The organism is Streptomyces sp. NPDC006174 (genome assembly GCF_040614075.1).
GTDB lineage: Bacteria > Actinomycetota > Actinomycetes > Streptomycetales > Streptomycetaceae > Streptomyces.
In genome coordinates, this window is the sequence record NZ_JBEXTJ010000005.1 from 311,518 (window position 1) to 333,117 (window position 21,600).

Sequence of the window (21,600 nt, forward strand, 5' to 3'; positions counted from 1 at the left end):
GGATCGAGCGGCAATTCCCGCCCGTCGAGTTGCCGGTGCGCTGCCTGGCCCGGCCCGTTCCTCATCGACCAGCATGCATCGGAGGTCGGCGGCATACGCCCGGACGAGCGTGGAGACAACGGACAGAGGACGACTAGCCATGGCGCAGGCGCGTCCCGAAGAGACCGGGCCGGCTTCGGCCGGCCCCCCGTCACTGTGGCGGGATCGCGACTACATGTACTGGTGGTCGGGCAACGGCCTGTCGACGCTGGGCACCAGCGTGTCGACACTGGCCTTCCCGCTGCTGGTCCTCCACCTGACCGGATCCGCCGCCCAGGCCGGCGTCATCACCGTCCTGCACATGGTCGGCAAGCTGGCCACCCTCGCGGTGGGCGGGGCGCTGGCGGACCGGGTGTCGCGCCGCGCCATCCTGTGTCTGGCGCCGCTGGTCCAGGCGGTGTCGATGGCCGTCGTCGCCCTCCTGGTGTTCCGGGGCGACCCCTCGATCTCCGCGATCGGCGCCATGGCCCTGCTCAGCGGTCTGGCGGCCGGACTGCGGGTCGCCGTCTCGATGCCGGTTCTCCGCAGGATCGTCCCCAAGGAGCAGATAGCGACCGCGACGGCCCAAGGGATGGGCCGCGACATGGTCGCCCAGCTGATCGGCGCACCGCTCGGTGGCCTGCTCTACGCGATGGGCCGCTGGATCCCGTTCCTCTTCGACGCGGTCTCCTTCCTCTTCGTCACCCTCGGCTCCCTGCTGATCCGCCGGCCCCTCGGCCCGGACCGGCACCCCGGTGAGGGGCCCAGGTCCAGCCTGGCCAAGGACGTGGGCGACGGCCTGCGCATGATCAGGCGCAGCGACTACCTGGTGTTCACGCTCATCTGGGGCGCTGTACTCAACGCGGTCGCCGAGGGCTTCATCCTGCTCTTCGTGGTGCTGATACAGCACCGGGGAGGCGGGCCCACGGCGGTCGGTCTCGCCACCTCGCTCGCGGTCACCGGCGGTGTCATCGGAGCGGTCCTCGGCCCTCTGCTGATGGGCAAGCTGGGCGCACGGCGGGTCCTGATCATCTCCGCGTGGATCTTCATGGCCTCCTTCGCCGTGGTGGTGTCGGTCTCCCAGCCGTGGCAGATCGGCCTGGTGGTGATGGTCGCCATGATCAGCATGGTGCCGATGAACGTCGTGACCGAGTCGTACGAGGTCCGGCTGGTCCCGGACCGGTACCAGGGCAGAGTCGCGGCGACCAGCCGCTTCTTCGTCCAAGGGGTCCAGTGGATCGGCCCGTTGGGAGCGGGCATCCTCGCCGACGCGGCGGGCGTGGAGCGGGCCATCCTGGTGCTGGCCGCCGCCATGGCCGTGCTGGCGATCACCCTGCACGCGGCGCGGCGGTACGTGAAGGTGCTCGACATCCCGCTGGCCGACGTGGAGGAACTGTCCCCGCCCGGGGCCGCGCCCACCGGCGAGGAGGATGGGCCGGCGGTCCCTCCGGAGGACGGCGCCCTCACTCCGGCGACCGGGACCAAGAGGCCTGAAGACACACAGCAACGATGACGGGCCCCGGCCCGCCGACCGCAACCCATGCCTGCCGACCGGAACATACGAAGGACATCATGGAAGATCTTGTTCAGCCCCTATCGCTGACGGACGTCGCCGAAAGCCTGCGGACGGGTGGAGTCGAGCCGCAGAAGTACGCGGCCAGGACCATCGAGCGCATCGCGGAGGTGGACGGCACCGTCCAGTCCTTCGTGGCGGAGCCCGGCCGGACGGACCGGCTGGCCCACGCGGCCCAGGAAGCCGGCCGGCGCGGGACGGCGCCGGGAGACCGGCCTCCGCTGTACGGAGTTCCGGTCGGGATCAAGGACATCATCCACGTCGACGGCCTGCCCACCGGGGCGGGTTCGGCGCTGCCGCCCGAGGCCCTGGCAGGAGCGCAGGCCACGGTCGTGGACCGGCTGCTCAAGGCCGGGGCGGTCATCGCGGGGAAGACCGTGACGGGTGAGTTCGCCGTCACGGCGCCGGGTCCCACCCGTAATCCGCACCGCCCGGAGCACACTCCGGGTGGAACGAGCAGCGGCTCCGCCGCGGCCGTCGCCGCGGGTCTGGTGCCGCTCGCCATCGGTACCCAGACCATCGGGTCGCTCATCCGCCCCGCCGCGTACTGCGGAGTGGTCGGCTTCAAGCCCAGTCACGGACGCATTCCGCTGGACGGTGTCCTCCCCGTCGCCCCGACCCTCGACACCGTCGGCATGATCACCGCCCGGGTCGCCGACGTCGCGCTGGCCGCGAGCTGTCTGTGCGACGACTGGCGGCCCGACCGGGCGGTGGCCGGCCGGCCGGTGCTCGGCATCCCGGAGGGCCCGTACCTGGGCTTCGCCGAGCCGGAGGCCCGTAGCGCCTTCGACGAGCAGGTGGCCGCGCTGCGCACGGCGGGCTACGACGTGGTGAGCGTCCCCATGTTCGAGAACTTCGAGGAAGAGGTCTTCGACTTCTTCGTGATCAACCTCTACGAGCTGTCCCAGGCCCACGCCGACCTGTTCGCGCGTCACGAGGAGCTCTACGACGAGCGCACCGCCGAGGCGATCCGCCAGGGCCAGGGTGCACAGGCGTCCGACTACGCGGACTCACTGGCGCGACGCGAAGCGTTCCGCGACCGGCTGGCCGCAGCCACGGCCGAGCACGGCGTCGACCTGTGGATCACCCCGGCCGCCACCGGACCGGCTCCGCTCGGCCTGGAGAGCGCCGGAGACTCGGTGATGTCCCTGCCGTGGAGCGGCGTCGGCCTCCCGTGCCTCACCATCCCCACCGCCCGGCCCGCCGGCGCCCTGCCGCTCGGCTTCCAGTGCGTCGGCCGTGACGGCGAGGACGAGCGCCTGCTGCACTGGGCCCTCGGCCTCGAAGCGGTCCTCACGGCGCGGGGGACCGGTACCCATGAGAGCTGAAGGACGACGAGTGGAGACCTCGGTGGAGATGGGCATCGTCGCGACCGGAACCGCGTTCGGCACTCCACGTGATGTGGCCGGAACCGCGGCCGAGTACCTTCCCGATCCCGAGGCCGTCACCAAACTGGGCTACGAGAGCTATCACCGGGTGGCCGACGGGGTGACGGCGGTCGACCTGGCGGCCGAGGCGTCCCGCGTCGCCCTGAAGAACGCCGGCCTCTCCATCGAGGACGTGGACCTGATCGTCCTCGGCCACTCCGACATCCCTCAGTACCTGGGATGGGACCCCTCGGCGGCGGTGGCCAGAGCGCTCGGCGCCCACTCCACCCCGACCGTGCTGTTCACCCAGTCCTGCGCCGCGTGGTCGCTGGCCCTGGACCACGCGGCCGGTGCGATGGCGCTCTCGCCCGATACGGGCACCGTACTGGTGGCCATGGTCAACGTGGTCAGCGAGACGCACACCAACCGGATGGACTTCAACGGCACCATCGCCAGTGACGGAGCCGCCGCCGCCGTCCTGCGCCGTGGGCACCCGCGCCTGCGCCGGCTCTCCTCCGCCAGCTTCACCAACCCCGAGTTCGCGGATCTGTTCCGTATCGAGATCGGAGGTTCCGCCCACCCCGTACCGCCTCCGGGCCGGACCCATCGCGACCTGGACCCGATGATCGCGGTCTACGAGCACTTCGGCGAGGACCCCGGGCGCTTCGGGGAGTTCATCGGCGAGGTCGTCGGGCGGTTCGCCGACGTGGTCGACCAGGCGCTGGCACGGGCCGGCCGGGACCGGAGCGAACTGGCCCGGCTCGTCTACTTCAACGACAGCCAACGGGCGATATACGGCGCCGCCGACGCGATCGGCATCCATGTCGACCGCACCAACGCCGAACTCGCCCGCCGCATGGGGCACATGGGCGCCGCCGATCAACTGGTCTCCCTCCACCTCCACGCGGAGGCCGGCGAGCTGGTCCAAGGGGACCTCGTCGCCCTCGCGGGTGTCGCCTCTCCCGGCATGCACTGGTTCTGCACCCTCGTCGAGGTGTGAGACCGAACACCGGGACAAGGCGCTGCTCCCCATGTCACGACTCCAGGATGGAAAACAGAAATGACCACCGAGTCCGGGATCGAGCCGGAGGCGCTGATCAGGATCTCCGAGGAGGAGATCGCCCAGTTCGTCGTCGAGCGCTTTCTCTCCGATGTCGAGTGGACCGAACTCGACCCGGACTACGACCTGCTGGCGACCGGAGTGATCGACAGTCTCGGAGTGCTGCACATCGCGAGCTGGCTGCGGAAGCAGCACGGCATCACGCTGACCGGCCCCGCACTGACGGCCGGGAACTTCCGCTCCGTGCGGACCATCCGGACGACGGCCGAGCGGGCGGAAGCGGGTGGCGTGGCATGAGCCGCTCGCTCGTCGCGTCGTTCGCGGCTCACGCGGCCGCCCAGCCCGGCGCACCGGCGCTCATCTGGGAGGACCGGCCGGTGAGTTACGGCGATCTGTACGCCATGGCGGCCAGGGCCCGCACCCAGGTCGAGGCGGCGGTGCCGGACGCCGGCCGTCCCGTCGGACTGCTGGTACGCAAGTCACCGGAAGCCGTGGCCCTGGTGCTCGGCTGCCTGATGGCCGGCCGCTCCTTCCTCCTGCCCTCGCACGAGCTGCCCGAAGCGCCCCTGAAAGCGCTCTTCCAGCAGGCGGGGTGCGCGGTGGTGCTCGGCCTCGCCGACGCTCCACCCGTCGACCACGTGGTGGACCCGGCCGCGGAACCCGGCGGCGGCGAGGAGTACCCGGCCGTCGCGGCCGTCGACGACGAAGCCGTGACCTTCATGCTCACCACCTCCGGATCGACCGGTCTGCCGAAGGTCGTTCCGCTGTCGTCCGGGGCGGTCGGCCGTTTCACCGCGTGGGGGGCCGAGACCTTCGGGATCACGACCGGTACCGCCGTCCTCAACTACGCGCCCCTCAACTTCGATCTCTGCATGCTGGACGTGTGGACGACACTGGCGTACGGCGGCACCGTCGTGCTGGTCGACCCGGGCAGGGGCACCTCGGCCGGCTATCTGCGTGATCTGGTCGCCGATCACGCGGTGTCCGTCGTCCAGGGCGTGCCGCTGCTCTTCCAGCTGCTCGCGGAGGCGACGGCGCAGAGCGGTCCTCTCGACACGCCCGCGCACGTCATCTTCGCCGGTGACAGCATGCCCGCCCGTGTGCTCGCCGAGGTCCCGGCCACCTTCTCCAAGGCACGCTGGTACAACAACTACGGCTGTACGGAGACGAACAACAGCTTCCTCCACGAACTGGACCAGGACCAACCCCTGCGCACCCCGTTGCCGATCGGCCGGCCGCTGACCGGTGTGCGCTGGCTGGTCATCGGCCAGGACGGCCGCGCGTCGACCGGCCCAGGCCAAGGCGAGCTCCTGGTCAGCACCCCTTTCCAGAGCGCGGGATACCTGAACGCGCCCAACGGGAAGACCTTCGCCCCGCACCCGGACGGTGAACCCGGCCTCGTCTACTACCGCACCGGCGACATCGTCACCGTGCACGAGGACGGAGCTCTGAGCGTGATCGGCCGGACCGACTATCTGGTGAAGGTGCGGGGTTTCCAGGTCAGCACCCAGAGCGTGGAGCAGATCCTCCTGGACCATCCGGCCGTCGCCGAGGCGGCCGTCGTCGCGCTCGCCGATCCGGTCGCCGGCCATCGCCTGCACGCGCGCCTGCGGCTGACCGAACCGGGAAGTGTGAACAGCCTTTCGCTGCGTCAGCACTGCTCGGAGCGCACGGTACGCGCGGCGATCCCCAGCGTGATCGAAATGGTGACGGAGCCGCTGCCCAGGACCTCCACCGGCAAAATCGACCGTAACCGGATCAAGGCCTGCGTTCTCGCAGCCGGGGAGAAGTAGCGCCGCACCGCCGGCGGTCCCGGTCGAGAACCCGTCCGCACGGACAAGAACCACCAGCGCCGCGGCAGTTCGCCGTACCGCCGCTCTCCGCGGGACCGGAGGCGACGGTACGGCGAACCGCTCGACCGGATCCGCCGGGGAGGCGGCGCGCGGGCCGTCAGGACCTGTCGTTCACGGCTTCTCGACGATGACCACGGCGTTGCTCATCGGCCGCTCGCGCAGCGGGCCGCACCAGTCGTCCACCGGCCGGTTGTAGAGCGTGTCCTTGGCGACGAGGGTGGTGTCGCCGCCGCTGCCCATCCCCACCGCGTCCTCGGCGCCCAGCCACTTCATCACCTCGGCCGCCTCGGGCAGTGTCGCTCCCACACTCAGGGCCGGGTCGCGGCCGTCGTCGTGACGAGCAGCAGCTCACCGGCGGCGGTCACGCCGGCGAGCGTACGGGCATGGCGCTGCAGGAGCGTGTTGTTGGCCCGGCACTTCTCGCCCGGACCGAGCTCGGCCGGGACGCAGGACGCCTGGGACATCCCGTTGGCGGCCGGGTTCATCCACACCTCTCCGCCCCGGACCAGCGCCGGCGTACCGCCCGCCACCGCGGACAGCGTGGGCGTGGTCACGGACCTGCCGTCGCGGTCCTTGACCGTGGTGCCCGGCTTGAACGCCTTGCCGACCTCGCTGTGCGCGCGGAGCCAGTCCGCTCCCGCGCCGATGCCCTGGAGGACCCGGCCGCCGGGCGGGATCGGGCGCTCACCGGCCGGGCCGCGGAGCTCCTTGACGACCCAGTTGCCGTCCATGACGACATCCACGGACCGGGCGGCGAACTCCGCGTCGTCCGCGTGCCACTGGACCTGCCATCCCGCGGCGGGGTCGGTCCACGTTCCGTCCCGGCGTACGGGTGTGGGAGTGGTGGCGCCCCACTCCGGGCGGAAGACGACGATCTCGTCGGGGTCGACGCAGTCGGTGTTGCGCCAGGGCTGGAGCGTTCTGACCCGGTTGGAGAGGCGGTAGTCGTTCCCGACACCGCCGCAGCCCAGGACCTGACCGGTCGCCCGGTTGATGCCGTCGACCACGCGCGTCGCGCCGTCGGGTGCGGTGATCCGCGTCTCGGAGCTGATCTCGTCAACCGCTGCCCGGCCCTTCAGCCCCTCCAGCAGCAGGGCGGTCCGGCCGTTGTTCGGCGCGCTGAGGAGGGTGTTGTTCTGCAGGTACAGGCCCTGAGGTTCGCCCTCGAAGCCTCCGGAGCCGGTGTTGTCAGGGCCGGAGATGTCGAATTCCGAGCCGTTGACCGCGACGAGCGCGCCACTGGCCTTGGCGAGCTGCCTCACCGTCTCGGAGCCCTGGATGTCCTTCCCGTGCACGGCCTTCAGCGTGACCTGGGCCGACGGCGCGACCGTGATCACCCTGACCTGCCACGGACCCCTGCTCGGGCCTCCGTCCTCGGTGGTGAAGAAGATCCGGCTGTTGGTGAAACCGGCGGCCGTCGAGGCCTGTCTGCTCAGGACGGCGTCCTCCCGGCGGTCGGCGGCGAACCGGCCGACCCGGACCCCGTACCCCACGATCCGGCTGTCCGTGTCGACGCTCGCCGGCACGGTGAAGGTGTCGACGCGAGCGGGGAATCCGGCCGCGTTCACCGATGCCGCCAGCGCGTCGGCGTCCGCCCTGCTGCCGAGAGTCTCCGTGCCCGACCCGGGGTGCCGGACCCAGACCGCCAGGAGTCCGAGGCCTCGCCCTGCCAGAACTTGCGGTACGTGACGCCTGGGGCCAGCACGTCGGCGGGTCTGGTCCGGGTCGGTACGTCGGCGGGGCCGAGTGGCATCCGCCCCACCGGCTCGGCGCCGACCGCCAACGCGCCGCCTGTGGCACCCGGCTGGCCCGGCGCCGCCGCACCGAGCAGCAGCACCGGGGTCACCGCCAGGGCTGCGGGAACCCGGACGCGCCGGGCTGATCGGGGTAGGGGGTTGTACGGCACAGCTGTCTCCGTTCGGATGCGCCCCGGTCGGGCGGACGCCTCGCCTCACCACACCGTTTCCTCCAGGTCACGGCGGTATCCACCGCGTACGCCGACGGCTGCCCGGACCGGCGGGAACAGGACGTGACTACCATCCCCTGTGACCGAAACGAGCGAACCACCTGTACACCGCACGCGCATACTGGCCGACCTCACTCCGCTGAGGTCCTCGCCCGACTACCGGCGGCTCTGGTTCGGGAACACCGTGTCCTGGATCGGGCAGGGCATGACGGCCCTCGCCGTGTCGCTCCAGGTGTACGACATCACCGGCTCCGCGTTCTCCGTGGGGCTCATCGGGTTCTGTTCGCTCGTGCCGCTCGTCGTGTTCGGGCTCTACGGCGGGGCCGTCGCCGACACCGTCGACCGGCGCAGGCTCGGCCTGTTCAGCGCGACGGGCTCGTTCTCCCTGGCCCTCGTCCTGATGGCCGCCACCTTCGCCGGCATCGAGAACGTCGGCCTGCTGTACGCGATCGTCGCCCTCCAGGCCGTCTGCTTCGCGCTCAACGCACCCGCCCGCTCCTCGATGATCGCCCGGCTCCTGCCGCCCGAGCAGCTGCCCGCCGCCAACGCGTTGAGCTCCATGACCAGTACGACCGGCGCGCTCGTCGGGCCGATGCTGGGCGGGCTCATCGTCGGCTGGTGGGGGTACCGCGCCGCGTACACCGTCGACGCCGTCACCTTCACCGCCTCCCTCTACGCGATGTGGCGGCTGCCCTCGATGCTGCCGGACCGGGAGGAAGGGGCGCGCAAACGGGCCTCCGTACTGGACGGGCTGCGGTTCCTGGCCGGCCGGCCCAACCTCCGGATGACCTTCCTGACCGACCTGTGCGCCATGGTCCTCGCCCACCCCCGGGCGCTCTTCCCGGTCGTCGCCATCCTCTGGTACGGAGGTGACGCCACCACCACCGGCATGCTGGTCGCCGCACCCGCGCTCGGCGCGCTCCTCGGCGGCGTGTTCTCCGGCTGGCTCGGCCGCATCCGGCTGCACGGCCTCGCCGTCCTGCTGGCCGTCGGCAGCTGGGGCGCCGCCATCACCGTCTTCGGGCTCACCCGGCACCTCTGGCTCGGGCTGCTCTTCCTGGCCATCGCCGGGTGCGCCGACACCGTGTCCATGGTCTTCCGCAACACCATGCTCCAGGCGGCCGTCCCCGACGAGATGCGCGGCCGGCTCCAGGGCGTCTTCATCGTCGTCGTCGCGGGCGGGCCCCGGCTCGGCGACTTCCTGGCCGGTTCGGTCGCCGACCTCACCTCACCTGCCGTGGCCGTCGTCGGCGGAGGCGCCGCCTGTGTCGTCGCCGTCGCCCTGCTCGCCCTGAAGTGGCGCGGCTTCGCCCGCTACGACGCCCGGGACCCGCAACCGTAGCCCGCCCTACCGGACGATCGAGCGCGCGATCCCCAGCTCCACCAGGTCCTGCGGCCGCAGGCGGAGCTGGTCGGCGGTGGCGCCCGTCTCCTCCGTGGGCCGCTTGAGGATCGCCGCAGCCAGCTCCGGAGCGATGACGGAGAAGTAACTGTCGGCCGTCACATGGGTGTTGCCCGGCGCCGCGAGAGCCAGCGCACCGCCCGAGCCGCCCTCGCCGATCACCAGGGTCGTCACCGGGACCTGGGCCGCCGCGATCGCCGCGAAGGTGTCCGCGATGGACGCGCCCGCGCCGGCCCGTTCCGCCTCGGCGTCGTTGGCGGCGCCTGGTGTGTCGACCAAGGTGAGGACGGGAATGGAGAGCCGGTCCGCGAGCCGGATCGTGCGGGCCGCCGTACGGTATCCGGCCGGGCGCGTCGGGGTCCCGCACTGAGCGACGTACGCCACCGGCTGCCCGTCCGCGCGCAGCCCGAAGCCGGCCAGCAGCCCCGGGTCCGTGGAGCCGCAGCGGTCGCCGTGTAGAGGGAGGCGTACGGCGAAGTAGTCGGCCAAGTACGCTTCCGCGCGCGGTCGTTGCGCGGAACGGGCCCGCTCCACCGCTTCCCGGCCGCTCGCAGGCAGCCCGGAGGCGGAGCACGGCTGAGCGCGCGGAAGAGGTGCGGCGGGCGGTGGATCGTGCCGGCCGGGAGAGCCCGGCGCCAGCGCCCGCAGCCAGCGGCCCACCGTGCCCGGCAGCTCTCCGGGCGGGACCACCGCGTCCACCTGGCCCGCCGCGAACTGGCCCTCGGCGCCGTACGCGTATGGGTCCGCGTCCGGCGGCCGCACCCGGGACCCGGCGAACCCGACCTGCGCGCCCGGCAGCGCCAGCACCACATCCGCGCCCGCCCCGACCGTGGCCCAGCCGCCGCCGGTCGTCGGGTCGCGGACCACGGCGATCTGCGCAAGCCCCGCCGCCCGCAGCCGGGTGGAGGCGGCCGCCACCCGCTGGAGCTGGGTGAGCGCGACCATGCCTTCCTGCATGCGGCTGCCGCCCGTGGCGACGAGCGCCAGCAGCGGGAGGCGCCGGGTCAGCGCGAGCTCGTACGCGGCCTCCAGCCGGTCGCCCGTCAGCTGGCCCAACGAGCCTCCCAGGAAGCCGAATTCGAAGGAGAGGAGGACACACGCGCGGTCGCCGACGAGGCCGGTCCCGTACACCACGGACTCCTCCTCGCCGGTGCGTTCCGCCGCCCGCTCGCGCGCCGCGTCGTACCCGGTCCAGCCGAGCGGGCCGTCCGGCGGCAGGGTGCGCGGCGGCGGGCGGTGCTCGGTGAAGCCCGCCGCGCCGGTGAGCAGCGCGATCGCCTCCCGGGCCGTCAGGCGCGGAGCAGGGTCAGAGGGTGCCGGGGACGGGTCAGCGGACATGGAGCGACCTCTTCATGATCTTTCCCAGGTCGTTACGGGGCAGCGCGTCCAGGAAGTGCACCGTGCGCGGGCGCTTGTGCGGGGCCAGTTGGCCCGCCACATGGTCCGCCAGCTCTTCGGCCGACGGTGGAGAGCCGGGATCGGCCGCGACCACCCAGGCCACGACCCGCTCGCCGAGATCCGGGTCCTCCTCGCCGGTGACGGCCGCTTCCCGGACGCCGGGATGAGCGAGGAGGACGTTCTCGATCTCGCCCGCGCCGATCTTGTAGCCGCCGCTCTTGATCAGGTCGGTGGCCTTGCGCCCGACGATCGTGACGTAACCGTCCGCGTCCACCGTGCCGACATCGCCCGTGCGGAACCAGCCGTCGGCCGTGTGCGCGGCGGCCGTGGCGTCGGGCCGGTTCAGGTAGCCGGTGAACAGGTTCGGGCCCCGGACCTGGATCTCGCCGATCGCCTCCGGACCGTTCAGCACTGTGCCGTCCTCCTCCACCAGCCGCAGCTCCACTCCGGCGAGCGGCGGCCCGACCGTGCCCGGACGCGGTACACCGTCCGCCCGGATCCCCGTGTTCATCAGCGTCTCCGTCATCCCGTACCGCTCGATCACGCGCCGTCCGGTCGCCGCCGCGATGCGCTCGTGGTCGTGCACGGGCAGCGCCGCCGAACCGGAGACCAGCAGCCGCGCTCCGGTCAACGCCTGTGTCAGCGCCTGCCGTCCGGCGGCGCCTGCCGGTCCGTCCAGCACCTCCGCGAGCCGGTGGTACATCGTCGGTACGCCGAAGAGCATCGTGCCTCCGGAGCCGAGTTCACGCGCCACACCCTCGGCCGAGAACCTCCCCAGGTGGCGCAGCGAGCCGCCCCGGCGCAGCGGTCCGAGCACGCCCAGGATCAGCCCGTGGACGTGGAAGAGCGGCAGCGCGTGGACCAGGACGTCCTCGCCGGTCCACGCCCAGGCGTCCTCCAGCGCGTCCAGCGACGAGGCGATGGCCCGGCGGGGCAGGACGGCACCTTTGGGCGGGCCGGTGGTGCCGGAGGTGTAGACGATGAGGGCGGGGTCCTCGGGGTCCGCCTCGACCGCCGGGTGACCGTCCGTACGCTCGAACGCCCGCGCGTCGGCCGTCACCCGGCGCAGCTTCTCCAGCGCCGGAGGCAGCGCGTCGTCCGGGCCCGCCAGCACGGCGGTGGGCTCGCTGTCGGCCAGGATGTGCGCCAACTCGCGTTCGCCGGTACGAGGGTTGAGCGGCACGGCCGGTACCCCGGCCCGGAGCGCCGCCACCACCGCGATCACCGTTTCCGGTGTCGGAGTGGCCCAGACGGCGACCCGGCCCGCGTCCGCGATCCGGGCGGCGAGCGCGGTGGAGGCGGCGGCCAGTTCGCCGTAGGTCAGGGAGAGGTCACCGAACCGGACGGCCTCCCGGGAGGCTGCCGGGCCGGTGGGGGACTGGAGCGCGGAGAGAAGGAGGGTCACGCCGGGAAGCCTAGGGGCTCGGCGCGGGCCGCGCCGGGACCCGGACGGTGATGAGGGCAGCGTCACCCCAGGTCGGCCTCCGGAGACTCGGCCCGCCTCGCCACATGGCTGCACGGAGCACCGAACCGCAATTTCGACACAGCATTGACAAATTAATTTTGCGTTGCCAGCATGCAAAAAGCCTGCTTGGTAAGGGAGTTGGAGCGCTCCCCGGAAGGAAAAAGCTGCCTGCGCCCGGCCGGCCTGCACGTCGCAAAGCGCGACAGCGCCTTGCCTGACAGACCCCACGTACCGTCAGGAAGGAACGACCCCACCCCATGTCACCCGCGCCCCCACGGTGGTCCCACTACGCCACCGCGCTCGCCGCTCTGCTCGCCACCGCCCTGGCCGCCCCCACCGCCACGGCCACCGCCACCGATCCCGACGCCCGCGCCCCACGCGTCGCGGCCGACATCCCCGCCGCCGACTACCAGCAGGTCCAACTCGCCCTCGGTGCGGCTGAACTGGGTGAGGCCATGTCGCTCGCCGTGCTGCCGGACCGGTCCGTGCTGCACACCGCCCGCGACGGCACGGTCCGGCTGACCGACGCCGCCGGGTCCACGAGGACGGCAGGCAAGCTCGACGTCTACACCCACGACGAGGAGGGCCTCCAAGGCATCGCCGTCGACCCGGACTTCGCCGCCAACCGGTACGTCTACCTCTACTACTCGCCGCTCCTGGACACTCCGCCCGGCGACGCTCCCACCACCGGATCCGCCGCCGACTTCGAGCCGTGGAAGGGTCATCTGAACCTCTCCCGCTTCGTGCTCAGGGCCGACGGAACGCTGGATACCGCCAGCGAGAAGGTGGTCCTCGAAGTCGAGAGCGACCGGGGCCAGTGCTGCCACGTCGGCGGAGACATCGACTTCGACGCGGCCGGGAACCTCTACCTCACCACCGGCGACGACACCAACCCGTTCGAGTCCAGCGGTTACGCGCCCATCGACGAACGCACCGACCGCAACCCGCAGTTCGACGCGCAGCGGTCCTCCGGCAACACCGATGACCTGCGCGGCAAGCTGCTCCGGATCAAGCCGACGGCCGACGGCGGCTACACCGTCCCGGCAGGTAACCTCTTCGCGCCCGGCACCGCCGACACGCGTCCCGAGATCTACGCGATGGGCTTCCGCAACCCGTTCCGGATGTCCGTCGACAAGTCGACCGGAGCCGTCTACATCGGCGACTACGGCCCCGACGCCGGAACCACCGACCCGAACCGAGGCCCCAGCGGCCAGGTCGAGTTCAACCGCGTCACCGAGCCCGGCAACTACGGCTGGCCGTACTGCACCGGCACCAACACGCCCACGGAGACGTACGGCGAGTACACCTTCCCCGGCGGTCCCGCCGGTCCGAAGTACGACTGCGCCTCCGGCCCGGCCAACAACTCCTTCCGCAACACCGGCCTCGCCACCCTGCCTCCGGCTCAGCCCGCCTGGATCCGGTACGCCGGTGACGCGGGCTCTCCGCCGGAGTTCGGCGGCGGCTCCGAGTCCCCGATGGCCGGTCCCGTATACACCTTCGACCCGGACCTCGACTCCGCCGTGAAGTTCCCGGCCTCGCTCGACGGCCGCTTCTTCGCCACCGAGTACGGCCGCAAGTGGATCAAGCCCGTGGAGGTGAAGTCGGACGGGTCACCGGGCGCCATCGACACCTTTCCGTGGACCGGCACGCAGGTGATGGACTCCGCCTTCGGACCCGACGGCGCGCTGTACGTCCTCGACTACGGCACCGGCGCGGGCAACCAGGCGCTGTACCGCATCGAGTACCTCGCCGGCAGCAACCGCTCCCCGGTCGCCCGGGCCGCCGCCGACAAGACCTCCGGCCCCACTCCGCTCGCGGTCACCTTCTCCTCGGCCGGCAGCAACGACCCCGAGGGCGGAGACCTCACCTACGCCTGGGACTTCGGCGACGGAGCCACCTCCACCGAAGCCGACCCCAGCCACACCTACACCACGGCCGGGACCTACACCCCGACCCTCACCGTCACCGACCCCGAAGGCCTCACCGGCACCGCGAGCCTGGTCGTGACGGCCGGCAACACCGCGCCCACGGTCACGCTCACCACTCCGGCCGACGGCACGCTGTTCTCCTTCGGCGACTCCGTCCCGTTCACCGTGAGCGTCAGCGACCCCGAGGACGGCACGGTCGACTGCTCCAAGGTCAAGGTCACCTACCTCCTCGGCCACGACAGCCACCGCCACCAGATCACCTCGAAGAACGGCTGCTCCGGCACCATCGACGTCCCCGTCGACGGCGAGCACGACAGCGCCGCCAACATCTACGGGGTCTTCGACGCCGAGTACACGGACGGCGGCGGGCTCACCACACACAGCGACTCCATCCTCCAGCCGCGCCACCGCCAAGGTGAGCACTTCGCCGCCCAGTCCGGCATCGAGATCGCCGCGCACGGACCCGCCGAGGGCGGCGCCACCGTGGGCTACACCGACGACGGCGACTGGGTCTCCTTCGAGCCGTACGTCCTCGCCGACGCCACCTCCGTCACCGCACGGGTCGCCTCCGGCGGCGCCGGCGGCACGTTGGAACTGCGGGCGGGCTCGCCCACCGGCACGCTCCTCTCCAGGCTCGCCGTGGCCCCGACCGGTGGCTGGGAGGACTTCACCGACGTCACGGCGGACGTGCGCGACGCACCCGCCGGTCCCATCCGACTCTTCCTCGTCTTCGAGGGCCCGACGGGTCAGGGCAACCTCTTCGACCTGGACGCCTTCACCTTCACCACACAGGAAGCACAGGTGAGCAACCGATGAGACGATCCCGCATCCGCCGCCTGGCCGGCGCCGTGGCCCTCGCGCTCGGTGCCGCCCTCCTCAGCCCGGGCGTGCCGAGCGCTGCGGCCACCGCCGATCCGTACCAGGTCCTGGTCTTCTCCAAGACCGCCGGCTTCCGCCACGACTCGATCCCGGCGGGCATCACCGCCATCCAACAGCTCGGCGCGGCGAACGACTTCACGGTCACCGCCACCGAGGACGCGACCGCCTTCACTCCGCAGAACCTCGCCGCGTACGAGGCCGTCGTCTTCCTCTCCACGACCGGCGACGTCCTGAACGACAGCCAGCAGAACACACTCAAGGGGTACGTGGACGGAGGCGGCGGCTTCGTCGGCGTCCACGCGGCGGCCGACACCGAGTACGACTGGCCGGAGTACGAGGACCTCGTCGGCGCCTGGTTCAAGAGCCACCCGGCGATCCAGGAGGCCCGTCTCACCACCGAGGACCACGTCCATCCGGCCACCGCGCACCTGGACGACACCTGGACGCGGACCGACGAGTGGTACGACTACCGCTCCAACCCGCGCGCGGACGTCCACGTACTCCAGTCGCTCGACGAATCCAGCTACAGCGGCGGCGAGATGGGCCGCGACCACCCCATCACCTGGTGCCACGAGCAGCGATACGGCCGCTCCTTCTACACCGGCCTCGGCCACACCATCGAGTCCTTCGCCGACCCGGACTTCCGCCAACTCCTCCTCGGCGGCATCCAGTACGCGGCCGGAGCCGTCGAGGCCGACTGCTCCACCACCGGTGACCCCGGCCCCGGCCCGGGCGGTGACAGCGCCGAGGCCGAGGCGTACACCTCCTCCTCCGGCGTCCAGACCGCCTCGCACGCGGCGGCGAGCGGCGGCGCGACCCTCGGCTACATCGACCACGGCGACTGGGCGGGCTACGGCGCTCTCGACACCGCCGGAGCCACCGCCTTCACCGCCACGGTCTCCTCGGCCGGTGCGGGCGGCACCATCGAGGTCCGCTCCGGCTCCGCCACCGGTCCGCTCCTCGGTTCGGTGGACGTCACGCCCACCGGCGGCTGGGACACCTTCACCGAGGTCACCACCACGCTCACCGCCGGAACGGGCCCGCTCTTCCTGCGGTTCACCGGCGGAGCGGGCGCGCTCTTCGACGTCGACCGCCTCGGCCTCATCCGGACGCCGGCCGCCGAGGACGAGGGCTCGTCGGACGTCCACCTCTTCTACTACCCGTGGTACGGCACTCCGGAAGGCCCGGCAGGAAGCTGGCGCCACTGGCAGCAGGGCGGCCACACGCCGCCCGCCTCCATCGGCGCCGACCTCTACCCGAAGCTCGGCCCGTACGACTCCGGTGACATCGCCGGAGCGGTCGACCAGCACATGAAGTGGGTGCGGCGGTCCGGTGCGGGCGTCATCGTCTACAGCTGGTGGGGACGAGGAGGTTACGAGGATTCCCTGGCCGGTGACGTCCTGGACGCGGCAGCCCGCCACGGTATCCAGGTCGCCTGGCACATCGAGCCGTACAGCGGCCGCACCGCTGCCTCCGTCGTCGACGACATCGGCTATCTGGAAGGCGAGTTCGGCGACCATCCGGCGTTCTACCGGGACGCGGCCCACGGCGACCGCAACGCCTACTACGTCTTCGAGAGCCTGCGGATCCAGGACTGGTCGGCGCTGGACGCGGTCAAGGACACCGCCATCGTCCTCGCCCAGACCACCGACACCAGCAAGGCCGACCACTTCGGCGGGCTCTACACCTACGACGGCATCGCCGGCGCCACGGCACCCGGCTGGAAGAACGCCGGAGACCACGCCAAGGCCAACGGCCTGATCTGGGCCCCCTCGGTCGCGCCCGGCTACATCGACGACCGGGCCGTCCCCGGCAACACCACTCCCACCCTCGGCCGCGCGGACGGCGCCTCCTACGACCGCCAGTGGTCCAACGCCCTGGACCCGGCCATCGGCGGTGACCCCACCTGGGTCTCCGTCACCTCGTTCAACGAGTGGCACGAAGGCAGCTCCATCGAACCCGCCGCCTCCGTCCCGCCTCCGGGCCACGGCTACGAGACCTTCGACGGGGCCTACGGCAAGACCGGTGAGGCCGCCGAGACGGCGTACCTGGACCGGACCGCGTACTGGACGGACCGCTTCGAGCAGCAGCGCGAGTAGAACCGGGGGACACGGACGAACGGCCGCGTTCCGGCGGGAACGCGGCCGTTCTTCACGCTCGAGCCCTCACCCGTCGCGCTGGATGGTCCGCATCCGCCCGTACGCGTACACGCATCCCGCCAGCGCCAGATCGGACAGGAGCATGAAGCCGATCGCGTAACTGTCCTTGGCGCTGTAGATCGCGCCCATCACCAGCGGCGGTACGAAGCCGCCGAGCCCGCCCATCGCGCCGACGATGCCCGTCACACTGCCCACCTTCGGCTGCGGGGTCACCTGCGAGACCAGGGCGAACACGCTGCCGCTCGCCGTGCCGAGCCCGGCCGCCATGGCCAGCAGAGCGATGGTGCCGATCGGAGTCAGCGGCGGCTCGAACGCCTGGACGACCGCCAGCAGGGCCGCCAGCAGCAGCGCGCCGGAGGTGACGAGCGCCGGGTGGACCCGGTCCGAGAGCCAGCCGCCGATCGGCCGGAAGACGACCGTGACCAGCGCGAACCCGGCCGCCTTGGTGCCTGCCTCGGTCGGTGACATCTCGTACCAGGTCTTCAGGTACGTCGGCAGATAGACCCCGAACGCCACGATCCCGCCGAAGCCGATCGCGTACAGCGCCGACAGCTCCCACGTCACCCGCAGCTTTCCGGCCTCGCCGAGCCGGTGCGCCAAGGTGTCGGTCGGGATCTTCCGGTCGGGATGGTCGCTGACCAGGACGGCGGCGAGCAGCGCGAACACCACCAGCGCGCCCGCCACCACCAGGAACGGCAGGTTGTCGCCGTGCTCGGCGATGCGCGGAGTGAAGTAGCCGGAGAGCGCGACCCCGCCCATGCCCATCCCGAACACGCCCAGCGCGAACCCTCGCTTGGCCGGCGGGAACCACGAGTTGACCAGCGGGACGCCGATCGCGAACGTGGTCCCGCCGAGCCCGAGCAGGAAGCCGACCGCGATCATCGCTCCGTACGAGTTCTTCGCCGGGATCAGCAGCAGCACCGGCACGATGGTCAGCGCCGACACCAGCGGGAACATCAGCTTGGCGCCGTACTTGTCGGTCAGCGCGCCCACCGGGATCCGGCCGAGCGACCCGACCAGCACCGGCACGGCCACCAGGAACGACTGCTGGAACGAGCTGAGCCCGAGCCGGTCCTTGTAGTCGCCGGACATCGGCGCGATCAGGTTCCACGCCCAGAAGGTGAGGGCGAAGCCGATCGTGGCCATGGCGAGATTGCGGTACGCGGCGGAAGGTGTGGTGGCCGCCGGTGCGGAGGCGTCGGAGGGCTCAGGGGACTGCTTGACGGCGGTGTTCACACCAGCAAGTCAAGGACGCGGCGGAGCGCACGGCCCGCCGGAGTGCGCCGACCGGGCGACAGCGACCTCCCTCGGTTCTCACCGGCTCTCCTCAGCCGATACCGCCGCAAGCTGGGACAATCACGGTATGGATCGGCTGGACAGAGAAATCCTCGGCATTCTCCAGGAGGACGCGCGGATCTCGTACCGGGATCTGGGCGTACGGGTCGGGCTCAGCGCCAACGCTGCGGGCGACCGGGTCCGCCGGATGCGCCGGGACGGGGTGATCCGCGGCTTCACCGTCATCGTCGACCCGGCCGCCGACACCCGTTCGGGTCTGGTCGTCTTCATCGATGTGACGCTGCGGCTCGACACGACGAACGAGGAGTTCGAGCGCTCGGTGCTGATGCTGCCCGGGATCACGGAGGTGGTGCACGTGACGGGCGGCCACGACTACCTGATCCGCGCTACGGCGGCCGACCCGGTGTCGCTGGACACGCTGCTGCGGCGGCTGAAACGGGAGGCCGGGGTCGCGCACTCCACCACCCGGATCGCGCTGCGGGCTGCTCCGAAGCAGTGACCGCTCCGGCACGCCCGCTCCGTGCGGCTTCGAAGCGCTGACGGCAGGCGGCTGGCGCTCACCGGGTCGGAGCGGCGAGGCGCTCACCGCGTCAGAGCGGCGCCTGCCAGGTCACCGTCGTCGGGCCGTCCTCCTCGCTCTGCGCGTCATCCGCCACCACCAGCCGCACCGCGCTCCGCCCGTCCTCCAGCCGGACCGTCGCGTCCACCGCCACGTCGATCGCCGAGACCCCGGCTCTGCGGTGCGCGGCGGCCAGCGCTCCGCGCAGCACGGCCAGCAGTTCCCGGCCCGCCTCCTCATCCACCAGCGCGTCCACCGCACCGGTGAAGTGCACCGACGGCGGAAAGCCGAGCAGCGCCGACGCGCCGCCGGTCTCCCGCAGCACCCGGCCCCGGAACGTGCTCGGCGCCTCGGCCGGCGGCTGCTGGAGCGCGAAGATCGCGGTGCGGACCTCCTGGATGGTGGAGTCCAGCTCGTCCACGGCCCGCCCGAGCAGCTCATCGGCCTCCGTCTCGCCCGAGGCGCCGCCACCGCCTTCGCCCAGGGCCCGCCGGCGCGTCGACTCCAGCATCATCTCCGTGGCGAAGAGCCGCTGGACCACCAGATCGTGCAGGTCACGGGCGATCCGGTCGCGGTCCTCGTACACCGCGAGCTGCTCCCGGTCCGCCTGCGCGTCGGCCATCACCAGCGCCAGTGCGGCCTGTGAGGCGAACTGGGTGGCCAGCAGCCGGTCGACGGCCGTGTACGGAGGTGCGCCACGGTGCCGTGGCAGTGCGAGGGTGCCGATCAGCCGGCCACCGCTCTGCAGCGGCAGCATCATGCTGGGCCCGAACCGGGACCGTACGTCGGTGGTCATCCGGGGGTCGGTGGCGGAGTCTTCGATGAAGACCGGTTCGCCGCCGAGCAGTTGGACCAGGACCGGCGAGCCGGGCGCGATGGTCGTGCCGACGATGCCCGCCGGGTCGTCGAGCGTGGAGGCGGTCACGATCTCCATGCCGCCCGCCTCGGTCGGCTGGAGGATCACTCCGGCCGAGGCACCGGCCAGCAGCCGGGCGCTCTCGGCCACGGTCATCAGCGCGTCGGCCGCGTCCGTCCCGGTCAGCAGGGCCGTGGTGACGGCCGCGGCCCCCTCGATCCACCGCTCGCGCTGCCGGGCGCTCTCGTAGAGCCGGGCGTTGCCGATCGCGATGCCCGCCTGGGCGGCGAGGACGTGCAGCAGGGCCCGGTCCGTCTCGCTGAAGGAGCCCGGACTCTTCCCGGCCAGGCAGAGATGGCCGAAGAGTTCGGTGTGCACCTGGATCGGGGCCGTGAGGTGTGCCGGAGCGGGCGGCGCCTTCCTCCCGTCCTCAGGAGGAAGGGCCGCCCGGCGCTCCGGGAGGAGGTGGTCGACGAGCCGCCGCTCCTCCTCCGTCATGCCGGTGGTGTAGAGCGCCTCGGTCCGGTCCTGGTCGGGCTCCAGCACACCGAGGGCGCCGTACCGGGCCCCGGTCAGGGTGGTCGCGGTGTCCACGATCTGCTGGAGGGTGGTCCGGAGCCCGAGGTCGCTGCCGATGCTGAGGACGGCCTCCAGGAGGTGCGGCAGCCGGTCCACCGGCATGCGGATCTAACTCGCGGTCGGGTTGAGGACCATCGGCTGGATCTTGCCGTCCAGCATCGCGCCGAGGCCGAGCACCGAGCAGACGTCGGGCCGGTCGGCGATGAGGACCGGCATACCGGTCGCGTCCCGGAGCATCTCGTCGAACCCCGGCAGCAGCGCGCTGCCGCCGACCATCATGATCCCGCGGTCCGCGAGGTCGGCCACCAGGTCGGGCGGGCACTCCCGCAGCACCTTGCCCACGCCGTCCAGGACGGCGGTGAGCGGCGTGTGGATGGCCTTCCGTACGGCGGCGGTGTCGACCTGGACCGAGCGGGCCAGGCCGGTCGCCACGTCCCGACCGTGGATCTCGGTCAGCGCGGGCCCGGTGAGCTGGAGGCCGTTGCCGTGCAGCGCCAGTTGCAGCGGGCGCACGGACTGGCTCGGGAGCATCAGCTCGTGGTGCTGGCGCAGGTACTGGATCACGGCCTCGTCGATGGCGTTGCCGCCGACCGGGATCCGTACGGCCGTCACGATCGAGCCGAGCGAGAGCACCGCGATCTGCGTGGTGGCCGCACCGCACGCCATGATCATGGTGGCGGTCGGCTGTTCCACCGGCAGCCCGCATCCGGCGGCCGCCGCGATCAGCGTGTCCACCAGCTCGACCCGACGGGCGCCGAGCCCGACCAGGGTCTCCACCGTCGCGCGCTGCGCCAGAGGATCGGCCTCGTGCGGGATGCAGGCGGCGGCGCGCAGCCGCGGCTTGCGGCGCAGCTGGCGGCGGAGCTTGTCCCCGAGCAGATGGCGCAGCATCCGCTGGGCCATCTCGATGTCGATGACTGAGCCGCCGGAGACCGGGCGGACCACCCGGATGTATTCGGGGGTGCGGCCGGTCATCTGCTCGGCGAGCACACCGACCGCGATGAGCGATCCGGTACGGGTGTTGACGGCGGCGACGCTCGGTTCGTCGACGACGAGCCCGAGGCCCTTGACGTACACACGGGTCCTCGCGGCCCCGAGATCGACGGCGATGTGGCAACGCTGCAACTGCTCAAGGCTGACGGTCACGGCAGGTTCTCCCGAGAGCGCGGATGGGGGTACCGGCGGGAGCCGGCCTCTCATCGCATCGTCGCGTTCTCCGCCGGGTCGCGCGCGCTGGGATGC

16 protein-coding genes are annotated in these 21,600 nt (G+C 71.9%); 9 read left to right on the forward strand and 7 right to left on the reverse strand.

Annotation, left to right across the window (positions count from 1 at the left end; translation table 11 throughout):
- The first annotated feature begins 139 nt into the window (after positions 1–139).
- From ABZ267_RS13650 to ABZ267_RS13670, 5 genes are read left to right on the forward strand one after another with little or no spacing between them, the layout of a single operon-like run.
- Entirely contained in the window at positions 140–1,531 is a 1,392-nt protein-coding gene (locus ABZ267_RS13650) for an MFS transporter (RefSeq protein WP_356752190.1), read from the forward strand.
- Between the two features lie 59 nt (positions 1,532–1,590).
- The gene (locus ABZ267_RS13655; protein ID WP_356752192.1) at positions 1,591–2,919 is read left to right on the forward strand and encodes an amidase; all 1,329 of its coding nucleotides are present in this window, start codon (positions 1,591–1,593) and stop codon (positions 2,917–2,919) included.
- A 10-nt stretch (positions 2,920–2,929) separates the two neighbouring features.
- Entirely contained in the window at positions 2,930–3,958 is a 1,029-nt protein-coding gene (locus ABZ267_RS13660) for a 3-oxoacyl-[acyl-carrier-protein] synthase III C-terminal domain-containing protein (RefSeq protein ID WP_356752194.1), read from the forward strand.
- 60 nt (positions 3,959–4,018) lie between these two features.
- On the forward strand, positions 4,019–4,315 hold the full coding sequence (locus ABZ267_RS13665) for a phosphopantetheine-binding protein (protein WP_356752196.1): 297 nt from the start codon (positions 4,019–4,021) through the stop codon (positions 4,313–4,315).
- Positions 4,312–5,811 carry an AMP-binding protein gene (locus ABZ267_RS13670; protein WP_356752198.1) on the forward strand — a complete coding sequence of 500 codons (1,500 nt, stop codon included), beginning with the start codon at positions 4,312–4,314 and terminating at the stop codon, positions 5,809–5,811. Before ABZ267_RS13665 ends, ABZ267_RS13670 begins: the two co-directional genes overlap by 4 nt.
- 171 nt (positions 5,812–5,982) lie before the next feature.
- On the opposite strand, the gene ABZ267_RS13675 is transcribed toward ABZ267_RS13670, so the two are convergent.
- Positions 5,983–6,177, reverse strand: coding sequence for a phosphodiester glycosidase family protein (locus tag ABZ267_RS13675; protein ID WP_356752201.1), 195 nt, complete (start codon positions 6,175–6,177; stop codon positions 5,983–5,985).
- A 2-nt stretch (positions 6,178–6,179) separates the two neighbouring features.
- Positions 6,180–7,439 carry a phosphodiester glycosidase family protein gene (locus tag ABZ267_RS13680; RefSeq protein ID WP_356752203.1) on the reverse strand — a complete coding sequence of 420 codons (1,260 nt, stop codon included), beginning with the start codon at positions 7,437–7,439 and terminating at the stop codon, positions 6,180–6,182.
- Positions 7,440–7,916: 477 nt separating this feature from the next.
- On the opposite strand from ABZ267_RS13680, the gene ABZ267_RS13685 reads away from it, so the two are divergent.
- The gene (locus ABZ267_RS13685; RefSeq protein ID WP_356752205.1) at positions 7,917–9,179 is read left to right on the forward strand and encodes an MFS transporter; all 1,263 of its coding nucleotides are present in this window, start codon (positions 7,917–7,919) and stop codon (positions 9,177–9,179) included.
- A 6-nt stretch (positions 9,180–9,185) separates the two neighbouring features.
- On the opposite strand, the gene ABZ267_RS13690 is transcribed toward ABZ267_RS13685, so the two are convergent.
- Together ABZ267_RS13690 and ABZ267_RS13695 are read right to left on the reverse strand one after the other, a co-directional pair.
- Entirely contained in the window at positions 9,186–10,577 is a 1,392-nt protein-coding gene (locus ABZ267_RS13690; RefSeq protein ID WP_356752207.1) for a carboxyl transferase domain-containing protein, read from the reverse strand.
- On the reverse strand, positions 10,567–12,042 hold the full coding sequence (locus ABZ267_RS13695; protein WP_356752209.1) for an acyl-CoA synthetase: 1,476 nt from the start codon (positions 12,040–12,042) through the stop codon (positions 10,567–10,569). The genes ABZ267_RS13690 and ABZ267_RS13695 overlap by 11 nt, the downstream gene beginning before the upstream one ends.
- 317 nt (positions 12,043–12,359) lie before the next feature.
- Here ABZ267_RS13695 and ABZ267_RS13700 point away from each other — a divergent pair, with 317 nt between their 5' ends.
- The gene (locus tag ABZ267_RS13700; RefSeq protein WP_356752211.1) at positions 12,360–14,846 is read left to right on the forward strand and encodes a PQQ-dependent sugar dehydrogenase; all 2,487 of its coding nucleotides are present in this window, start codon (positions 12,360–12,362) and stop codon (positions 14,844–14,846) included.
- Positions 14,843–17,008: a ThuA domain-containing protein gene (locus ABZ267_RS13705; protein ID WP_356752213.1), complete on the forward strand. Its 2,166-nt coding sequence runs from the start codon at positions 14,843–14,845 to the stop codon at positions 17,006–17,008. The genes ABZ267_RS13700 and ABZ267_RS13705 overlap by 4 nt, the downstream gene beginning before the upstream one ends.
- Before the next feature lie 66 nt (positions 17,009–17,074).
- Here ABZ267_RS13705 and ABZ267_RS13710 read toward each other — a convergent pair whose 3' ends face one another.
- Complete coding sequence (locus ABZ267_RS13710) at positions 17,075–18,304, reverse strand: NarK/NasA family nitrate transporter (RefSeq protein WP_356752215.1); 1,230 nt, start codon at positions 18,302–18,304, stop codon at positions 17,075–17,077.
- Positions 18,305–18,431: 127 nt separating this feature from the next.
- Between ABZ267_RS13710 and ABZ267_RS13715 the strand changes: the two genes are divergently transcribed.
- The gene (locus ABZ267_RS13715; RefSeq protein WP_356752217.1) at positions 18,432–18,863 is read left to right on the forward strand and encodes an Lrp/AsnC family transcriptional regulator; all 432 of its coding nucleotides are present in this window, start codon (positions 18,432–18,434) and stop codon (positions 18,861–18,863) included.
- A gap of 91 nt (positions 18,864–18,954) precedes the next feature.
- On the opposite strand, the gene ABZ267_RS13720 is transcribed toward ABZ267_RS13715, so the two are convergent.
- Positions 18,955–20,460, reverse strand: coding sequence for a GAF domain-containing protein (locus ABZ267_RS13720; RefSeq protein WP_356752219.1), 1,506 nt, complete (start codon positions 20,458–20,460; stop codon positions 18,955–18,957).
- A 6-nt stretch (positions 20,461–20,466) separates the two neighbouring features.
- Positions 20,467–21,504, reverse strand: a complete 1,038-nt coding sequence (locus tag ABZ267_RS13725) for a rod shape-determining protein (RefSeq protein WP_356752221.1) — start codon at positions 21,502–21,504, stop codon at positions 20,467–20,469.
- Positions 21,505–21,600: the final 96 nt, after the last annotated feature.

Bases quoted from the DNA above. Each gene is read 5' to 3' on its own strand.
- ABZ267_RS13700 (WP_356752211.1), top strand. From the start codon at position 12,360: ATGTCACCCGCGCCCCCACGGTGGTCCCACTACGCCACCGCGCTCGCC.
- ABZ267_RS13650 (WP_356752190.1), top strand. From the start codon at position 140: ATGGCGCAGGCGCGTCCCGAAGAGACCGGGCCGGCTTCGGCCGGCCCC.
- ABZ267_RS13720 (WP_356752219.1), bottom strand. From the start codon at position 20,460: ATGCCGGTGGACCGGCTGCCGCACCTCCTGGAGGCCGTCCTCAGCATC.
- ABZ267_RS13705 (WP_356752213.1), top strand. From the start codon at position 14,843: ATGAGACGATCCCGCATCCGCCGCCTGGCCGGCGCCGTGGCCCTCGCG.
- ABZ267_RS13690 (WP_356752207.1), bottom strand. From the start codon at position 10,577: ATGTCCGCTGACCCGTCCCCGGCACCCTCTGACCCTGCTCCGCGCCTG.
- ABZ267_RS13655 (WP_356752192.1), top strand. From the start codon at position 1,591: ATGGAAGATCTTGTTCAGCCCCTATCGCTGACGGACGTCGCCGAAAGC.
- ABZ267_RS13665 (WP_356752196.1), top strand. From the start codon at position 4,019: ATGACCACCGAGTCCGGGATCGAGCCGGAGGCGCTGATCAGGATCTCC.
- ABZ267_RS13670 (WP_356752198.1), top strand. From the start codon at position 4,312: ATGAGCCGCTCGCTCGTCGCGTCGTTCGCGGCTCACGCGGCCGCCCAG.
- ABZ267_RS13715 (WP_356752217.1), top strand. From the start codon at position 18,432: ATGGATCGGCTGGACAGAGAAATCCTCGGCATTCTCCAGGAGGACGCG.